The 8874-nt window shown below is 72.6% G+C and carries 2 protein-coding genes; both read right to left on the bottom strand.

All coding sequences use genetic code 11. From position 1 onward, the window contains the following. Positions 1 to 39: 39 nt before the first annotated feature. Positions 40 to 4779, bottom strand: a complete 4740-nt coding sequence (locus ACFWW9_RS22875) for a ThuA domain-containing protein (RefSeq protein WP_390381307.1) — start codon at positions 4777 to 4779, stop codon at positions 40 to 42. A 222-nt stretch (positions 4780 to 5001) separates the two neighbouring features. Next, positions 5002 to 8712 (bottom strand): family 78 glycoside hydrolase catalytic domain, encoded by a 3711-nt coding sequence (locus ACFWW9_RS22870; RefSeq protein ID WP_390381301.1) that lies wholly within the window; start codon positions 8710 to 8712, stop codon positions 5002 to 5004. Positions 8713 to 8874 lie beyond the last annotated feature (162 nt).

Here is an 8874-nt window from a genome sequence, read left to right as displayed (position 1 = left end):
CGGGTCGGGCGGACGCGGGGCGCCCGCCCGACCCGTGGACTACTCCCGGCGCCGCGGCGCGGGGTCGCCGTCGAGCTGGGCGATCACCGCGTCCGCGTCCCGGACGAGCACGGACCGCACGCCCGCGTCCGGCACGCCCGCGGCCAGGTCGCGGAACGTCCGCAGCTCCCGGACCGCCTTGGCGTCCTGGCCCGCCGCCTCGGCCTTGCGCGCCTTCGCCAGCTGCTTGGTGAGCTGGTCGTAGGTCGCCCTCGGCAACCGGTTGGTGGCCTTGAACCGGTCGAGCAGCTGGGACACGTCCCGCAGCGACGTGGTGACCGCGAACGGCACCGTCCTGGTGGTGGTGTTGCCCGCGACGTCGGTCGCGGACACCCGCAGCTCGTGCACACCCAGCGGCAGCTCGTGCAGCGCCACCGCGTAGCCGGAGGTCAGCGCCCGACCGGCCAGGGTCGCGGTGACCGCGCCGACGCCGGAGGTGGCGTCACCGGCCTCCCACGACACGACCACGTCCGTCGCGTCGCCGTACACCCGGCCGTTCGCCACGCCCGTGACGAGCAGGGTGGGCGCCGTGCCGTCGATCCGGATGGTCGCCGCCCGGTCGACCTCGGCGTTGCCCGCCGTGTCGACCGACCGGTGCAGCAGCGTGTGCGTGCCGTCGCCGGACACCGGGACCGGGCGGCTGTAGGCCGTCCACGCGCCGCCGTCGAGGCTCCACTCGGTGCGCGCCACCCCGGAGGCCGGGTCGGCGGCGGTCAGCACCACGGACACCGCGCCGCCGTGCCAGCCGCTCTCGCCGGGTGCGGCGAAGGTGGCGGTGGTGACCGGGGCCGTGGCGTCGAGCTTCAGCTCCAACGCCTTGACCTGCTCGACGTTGCCCGAGGTGTCGGTGGAGCGGTACTCCACCCGGTGCGCGCCGTCGCCGGTCACCACGACCGGCTCGGTGTAGGCGGTCCAGTCACCGCCGTCGAGCCGGTACTCGGTGCGCGCGACGCCGCCCGCGTCGGTGGCCGCCAGCTCCACCGACACCGGGGTCGCCGTGTGCCAGCCGGACCCACCGGGGGCGGTGCCGGTCGTGGCCCTGGTCTCCGGCGCCACCACGTCGAGGTCCTTGACGCGCACGTTGCGGAACCGCACGTCGTCGGCGTCGCCGTGGTTCTGCAGCCCGATGAAGCCCCGCGTCAGGTCGCGGGCGGGATCGGTGCTGGTGTAGTCGTTGATCGCCACGCCGTTCAGCAGCACCTGGATGCGCTGGCCGGTGACGACGATCTCGTAGGCGTTCCACTGCCCCGCCGGTTTCAGCGCGGCGTCGCGGGCGGCCAGGTCGGCGGCCTTGAACGTGTAGATCGAGCCGGTGGTGCGGTCGTCGGCGTCGGTCGGGTCGATCTGGATCTCGTAGCCCTTGTCCACCGCGACCCACGGGTCGTTCCCCGGATCGGGGAACCCGATGAACACGCCGGAGTTGTCGTCCCCGGCGAGCATCCAGTCGAGCTTCAGGCTGTAGGAGCCCAACTCGGCCTCGTGCCACAGCAGGCCCATGCCGCCCTCGGAGCGGATCGTGCAGTCGCTCTGCTGGGCGAACCGCCCCGGACCGGCCTGGTTCCACGCCTCCAGGCTCGCCGCGGTGCCGTCGTAGAGGCTGCGGTAGCCCGCCTCCGGCACGACCGGCACGCACGCGGCGGGCTGGTCCGTGCTGAAGGTGAACGAGTCCACGTCGAACAGCGCGCCACCGCCGCCCTTGAACACGAAGTACATCTCGTGCGTGCCACCGGGATCGGTGACGGGCGTCGGCGGGAGGTCGCGGTAGTTGTCCCAGCCGCCGGTGTTGGCCACCGGCACGGACTGCACCAGCGGACCGTCCGGCGCGTCGAGCCGGACCTCGAGCGTGCCGCCGGAGCCCCCGGACGAGACCCGGTAGCCGATCCCGGTCACCCCGGCGAGGTTCACCGGGCTGAACTTGATCCAGTCGCCGTTCTCGATCTCGCCGACCCGCTTGCGGCCCTCGGCCGTGTCGCGCTCCAACGCCCGCGCGCCCTGCGCGCCGGTGTAGAACTCGGCCTGCTTGTGCTTGGGCTGCAACACCGCCTCGTCCGACCCGGTCAGCGCCGGGGCGCCCGGAGCGCCGTTGTCGGTGTAGGTGGCGTTGATGACGCCGAAGACGTTGGCGTCCGCGCCGTGGCCGCCGTCGGCCGGGGTCGGGATGGTGCCCTGGCAGCCGGTGGCCCGGCTGAGCGGGTGGCCGTGGCTGTCGTGGCCGAGGATGTACTCCACGACGACCTTGGAGCAGTCGACCGGCTGGTCCTCCGGGTCGACGACCGTCACCGAGAACGGCACCTGGTCGCCGAAGCTGAACACCGAGCCGTCCAGCGGGGCGTTCAGGGTGACCACCGGGGCGGTGTTGCCGACGTTGACGACGACGCTCGCCGAGCCGGTCAGCCCGGTCGGGTCGGTCACCGACAGCTTGGCGCTGAACTGCCCGACGGTCGGGTAGGTGTGGCTCACCGGTCCGGCCTGCGTGGAGTCGGTGGTGTCGTCGCCGTCGAAGTCCCACGCCCAGGTCAGCTCGGGGCCGTCCTCGTCGGTGGTGCCGGTCGGGTCGAACGCCACGGTGAGCGGAGCCGGGCCGGAGGTCTTGTCGGCCTTGAGCTTCGCCACGGGCGTGTGGTTGCCGCGGGTGTAGTCGATCCGGTAGACCGCCGAGTCCGCGGCCCCGCCGAAGTAGCCGCTGCCGTAGTCCAGGACGTAGAGCGAGCCGTCCGGCCCGAACTCCACGTTCATCGGCCTGGTCAGGGTCATCGAGTCGAAGAACGGCGCGATCGTGCCGCGCTCGCCGTTCGGGCCGACGTCGATGGTCTTGATCCAGCCGCGGTCCCACTCGTAGGCGAAGTTCTTCTTGTCGAAGTACTCCGGGAACTTCGTGACCTGGTTCAGGGCGGGGTCGTAGTTGTAGGTCGGACCGCCCATCGGGGACTCGCCGCCGGTGCCGAACTCCGGCACGGACCCGCCGTCGTAGGGGATCCACGCGGCCTTGGCGGGCGGCAGGTCCACCAGCCCGGTGTTGTGCGGGCTGTCGTTGCGCGGGTGGGCGCAGTCGAACTTCGGCCCCGAGACGCCGGTGGCGAAGTCGTAGTCGTTGAACGCCAGGTTGTCCCCGACGCACAGCGGCCAGCCGTAGTTGCCCGGCTCCTTGATCAGGTTGAACTCGACCGTCCCGCCGGGACCGCGGTTCGGGTTCGCCGAGCCCGCGTCCGGACCGTAGTCGCCGAGGTGGATCCAGCCGGTCTTCTTGTCCACGGCGAACCGGAACGGGTTGCGGAAGCCCATCGCGTAGATCTCGGGCCGCGTCTTGTCGGTGCCCGGCGCGAACAGGTTGCCCGCCGGGACGGTGTACGAGCCGTCACCCGAGACCTTGACGCGGACGATCTTGCCGCGCAGGTCGTTGGTGTTGGCCGAGGAACGGCGGGCGTCGAACGCGGGGTTGCGGTCGGGGCGCTCGTCGATCGGGTTGTAGCCGTCCGAGGCGAACGGGTTCGTGTCGTCCCCCGTGGACAGCAGCAGGTTGCCCTGCGCGTCGAAGTCGATCTCGCCGCCCGCGTGGCAGCACAGGCCGCGGTCGGCCGGGATCTGGAGGATCCGCTGCTCGCTGGCCAGGTCCAGGGTGCCGTTGTCGGCCAGCTTGAAGCGCGACAACTGGTTGTGGCCCTGGAACGGCGCGAAGTCCGCGGCGGTCCCGCTCTCCGGCGCGTCACCGGCCGGGGTGTCCAGCGGCGGCGCGTAGTAGAGGTACACCCACTTGTTGGTGGCGAAGTCCGGGTCGACCGCGATCCCTTGGAGGCCGTCCTCGTCGTGGTTGTAGACCGACAGCGTCCCGGCCAGCGACGTCGTCGCCTCCGGAGTGGTCAGCCACACGCGACCGTCGCGGGAGGTGTGCAGCACCCGGCGGTCGGGCAGGACGGCGAGCGCGATCGGCTCCCCGGTCTTCTCCTCGCCCAGCGCGAGGGTGATCTGGTCGAAGTCCGCGTCGGTCGGCGGCTCGTTCGGCGTCGTGGTCCCCGGCGCGCAGTCCGCCCGCACGGCGCCCGCCGCGTAGCGGATGCCACCCAGCAGGTGCTGCCGGAACGCCGGGTCCGCGTAGGACTCCTTGGTGTGGCCCATGCCCGTGTACCAGGACCGGCCGCCGCCCTGCGGGTGGCACCACGCGATCGGGTGGTCGCCCGCGGGATCGGTGGGCGTGTAGCTGGTCTCGTCCAGTGCCGCCAGCACGTGCACGGCCGAGCGCGGGTTGCTCCGGTAGCTGTACCACTCGTCGGTGCGCGTCCACTTGGCGGGCAGGTGCGCCGTCGAGGCGTGGTCGTGGTCCTCGACCAGCACGTCGGCCTGCTGGATCGCCGGGTGGGACTTGAAGTAGGCGCCCACGAGGTCGCCGTACCAGGGCCAGGAGTACTCGGTGTCCGCGGCGGCGTGCACGCCCGCGTAGCCGCCGCCGTCCTGCACGAACCGCTCGAACGCGGCCTGCTGGTCGGCGTTGAGCACGTCGCCGGTCGTCGACAGCCACACGACCGCGTCGAACCGGTCGAGGTTGGCGTCGGTGAACGCGCCCGCGTCCTCGGTCGCCTCCACGGTGAACTCGTTGGCCGCGCCGAGCGCCTGGATCGCGGCGATCCCGTCCGGAATGGAGTCGTGCCGGAACCCGGCCGTCTTGGAGAACACCAGGACGTGCTCGCCGTCCGGGTGGGCCGCGGCGGGCGCGGCGAGGCCGACGAGCCCGGTCAGCAGGGCCAGTGCGGCGACGCCGAGGCGGGCCGCCGGTGGTCGTAGGTTCGGGGGTGGTGTCCGCAACTGCGGGTCGTGCTCCACGCTTCGCTTACCACGCACGGGTATTCTCTCCTCGTTCTCACCGAACTGGGAACCGCGGAAGCTGGGAGACCTCCTTTCGCGTCGCGGGGGGGGGGGGGCCCCGCCCCCCCCCGGCCCCCCCCCCGGGCCCCCCCGGGCGCTGTCCGGCTAGGCCGGTGCGGTGAAGGTGTAGCTGCCCGACGGCAGCCGGTAGGTCGCCGCCCCGGCCGAGTACCCGAAGGGCACCGCCTGCGCCGGGGCCGTGACGGCCGAAGCCGACCCGGCGGGCACCTTGACCGTGGCCGACGCCCCGGCGGGCACCCGGACCTTGAGGGTCAGCACGCCGCCCGAGATCGACCAGTCGCTGACCGCCTGCCCGTACGGCGTCTCGTACGCCGACTTCGCCGACGTCAGACCGCCACCCGGCTTCGGCGCGACGAGCACCGACCTGTAGCCGGGCGACGCCGGACCGAGGCCGCCGACCTGCCGGTAGAGGAAGTCGCCGACCGAGCCGAGGCCGTAGTGGTTGAAGGAGTTCATCCCGGCGTCCTGGAGGCTCCCGTCGGTGCGGATGCCGTCCCACCGCTCCCAGATCGTGGTGCCGCCCTTGGCCAGCATGTAGCCCCAGCCGGGGTAACCCGGCTGCAACAGGACCTGGTACGCGATGTCCGACCGGCCGTGGTCGGTCAGCACCGGCAGCAGGTTCTCCACGCCGAGGAAGCCCACGGTCAGGTGGCCGCCGGAGGCCGCGATCTTCGCGACCAGCTTGTCCACCAACGACTGCACGCGGTTGGCGGGCACCAGCCCGAACGCCAGCGCCAGCACGTACCCGGTCTGCGTGTTGCCCGACACCGTGCCGTCGGCGGCCACGAACCTCGCCGTGAACGCCGCCCCGACCTGGTCGGCCAGCGTCGCGTACTTGGCGGCGTCCGCCGTGCGCCCGGTCGCCTGCGCCATCCGCGACACGAGCCGCGCGGACCACCCGAGGTAGGCCGTGGAGATCAGGTTGCGGGCCGTGTCGTCGTTGACGTTGAGCCAGTCGCCGAACCCGCCGTCGTCGCGGATCAGGCCCGAGTCCGCGGTGGACCGCAGGTACTCGATCCACCGGGCCATCGCCGGGTACGCCTCGTCGACCACCCGGAGGTCGCCGGACCGCTGCCACAGGGTGTAGGGCACGATCACGCCCGCGTCGCCCCAGCCCGCGATCCCCTGCCCCGCGCCGAGGTCCGGCGCGGTGTTGGTGAACGCGCCGTCCGCGTGCTGGGCGTCGGTGAGGTCGTCGGCGTACTTGTTCAGGAACGACGACATGTCCATGTTGAACGTCGACGTGGCCGCGAACGCCGCGATGTCACCGGTCCAGCCCAGCCGCTCGTTGCGCTGCGGGCAGTCCGTCGGCAGCGACAGCATGTTGGAGCGCTGCCCCCACAGGATCGCCTGCTGCACCTGGTTGAGCATCGGGTTGGACGTGGTCAGGGTGCCGATCTGGGCGGCGGCGGTCCACGCGGTGCGGCCGGTGATCGCCGACGCGGTCGGGGTGCCGGGGAACCCGGTCACCTCGACGTACCGGTAGCCGTGCACGGTGAACCGCGGCTCGTAGGTCTCCGTCCCGTTGCCGGACAACGTGTACGTGTCCGTGCCGAGCCCGTCGATGCGCAGGTTCGTCGTGTACAGCGTGCCGTCGGCGTTGAGGATCTCGCCGTGCCGCATGGTCACCACGGTGCCCGCCGGGCCCGCGACCCGCAGCCGGTTCCACCCGGTGGCGTTCTGGCCGAGGTCGAAGATCCACACACCGGGCTTGGGCTGGGTGATGGCGATCGGCGTGCGGTCCTGCTGCACCCGGACACCCTCGTCCACCTGGGACACCAGCTTCGGCGCGGCGTCGGTCCGCACGCCGACCGCGCCCCACGAGCTGTCGTCGAAGCCCGCGCCGTCCCAGCCGCCGGGCAGCTTGCGGGCGTCGTAGCGCTCGCCCATCTGCATGTCGTCGGCGGTGATCGGTCCCGCCGTGTACTTCCAGCTGCTGTCGGTCCCGACGACCTGCGTGGTGCCGTCGGTGAACGTCAGCCGCAGCTGGGCGGAGTACCACGGCTTGGGGCCGTAGCTGCCCGCGCCGTACCAGGCGATGGTCCCGGCGTACCAGCCGTTGCCCAGCCACGCGCCCAGGGCGTTCGTCCCCTGGACGATCCGGCCGGTCACGTCGTACTCCTTGTACTGCAAGCGCTTCCCGTAGTCGGTCCAGCCGGGCGCGAGCACGTCGTCGCCGACCTTCGCGCCGTTGAGCCTGGTCTCCTGCAAGCCGAGCGCGGTGGTGAACAGGCGGGCCGAGGCGACCGGCTTGCCCACGGTGAACGCCTTGCGCAGCAACGGGGACGGCGTGGTCTGCGGGACGGCGACGCCGCTCCCCCACGGCCCGGAGCCGTAGGCCGCGGCCACCTGGGCGGCGGGCCAGGACGAGTCGTTGAAGCCCGGCTGCTCCCAGCCGGAGGCCGCGGTCTGCGAGGACTTCCAGGACCCGTCCGTGCTCGCGACCACGGTCCCGGCCACGACGAGCCGGGCGATCACGCCCGCGGGCGACTGGCTGGTGTTCTGGCCGGACAGCGCGATCGTGTTCGCCCCGGCGCGCAGGCGGCTCGCGACGTCGACGACGGCCGCCGTCTTCCACGAGTCCGCGACCCGCGGCGAGGTGCTGACCTGCGTGCCGTTGACCCACACGTCCACGGTGTCGTCACCGGTGACGATCAGGCTGGCCACGGTCGGCGCGGCGCCGAGGGTGACGGTCTTGCGGAAGTACCGGGTGGCGGCGGGCACTCCGCCCGCCGGATCGCCCTCGGGGTACCAGATCCAGTTCGCGCCAGTGAGCCCCTGCGGGTTCCCCGGCTGGCCGATGAAGGCGGCCTGCCACTCCGACGCGGGAGCGAGGAGGCCGGTCTCGAAGGACCGCACCGCGCCCCAGCCGCTCGCCTTGCCCTGGGTGTCCCAGACCTTGGCGCGCCAGAAGTAGCGGGTCTGCGACTTCAGCGCCGCGCCGGCGTAGACCACGTCCACGGACTGGCCGCTCGCCACGGAGCCGCTGTCCCAGAGGTCGCCGGTGCCCGCGTTCGCCAGCGCGGCGGTGCTCGCGACGATCACCTGGTAGGTGCCCTGCGCCTGGCCGCCGGAGCCGTCGAGCTTCCAGCCGAACCGGGGCCGGGCGGTGTCGACGCCGAGCGGCTCGACCTTGCGCTCGGTGGTGCCGTTGCCGACGCTCAACGGCGACGCGGCGGAGGGATCGGGGGCGACGACCCGGCTCGCCCACGGCCCGGTGCCGTACGCGCCGAGGTCCGCCACGGCGGGCCAGCCGCCGTCGTTGAAGCCCGGCTGCTCCCAGCCCTCGGCCGGCGTCTGCGAGGCCTTCCACGCGCCGTCGGTGGTGAAGTCGACCGTGCCGCCCGCGGCGACCACCCGGACCCGGCCCAGCACGCCCGCCGGGCCGGTGGAGCTGTTGCGCGCCACCACGGCGAGCGTGTTCGCGCCGGTCACGAGCGCGGACCGCAGGTCGACGTGGATCGCCTTGGTCCACGCGTCGACCTCGCGCGTCGAGGACGCCAACGGGGTGCCGTTGAGCCAGACGTCGACCGTGTCGTCGCCGGTGACGACGAACTGGGCCTCCGTGACGGCGCCCGCCGGGACGGTGAACGCGCGGCGGAGGTACCGGTCGGCCGCCGGGGCCGAGACGGCGGGACTGCCCTCCGGGAACCAGACCCAGTGGGCGTTGGCCAGGCTGACCGGGGTGGCGGCGAGCGCCGCCGGGCTGGCGAGCGTGGTCGAGACGAGGAGGAGGGCGAGGCTCGCGACGAGGACGCGCAGGGGTCCTCGTCGTGTGCTGGGGGCACGTCGCATTCTGGGCTCCGCGGATGTCGAGAGCAGGGGACTCGAGGCATCGATCTGACGATTAAAACGTTTCAATTACGGCACGGTGAAGAAGCTAGGTGATGCGAGTCACAGCCGTCAACCGCCGTACTGCCGACCCGCCCGACCCCCGCCGTCGAGCCCGGAGCCGTT

Origin of the sequence: Umezawaea sp. NPDC059074 (genome assembly GCF_042738955.1) — a bacterium.
Lineage (GTDB): Bacteria > Actinomycetota > Actinomycetes > Mycobacteriales > Pseudonocardiaceae > Umezawaea.
This window is presented reverse-complemented; position numbering and strand designations above follow the sequence as displayed.

What these genes read in the sequence shown, in the direction of transcription:
- ACFWW9_RS22870 (WP_390381301.1), bottom strand. Translation starts at nt 8,712, where the DNA reads ATGCGACGTGCCCCCAGCACACGACGAGGACCCCTGCGCGTCCTCGTC.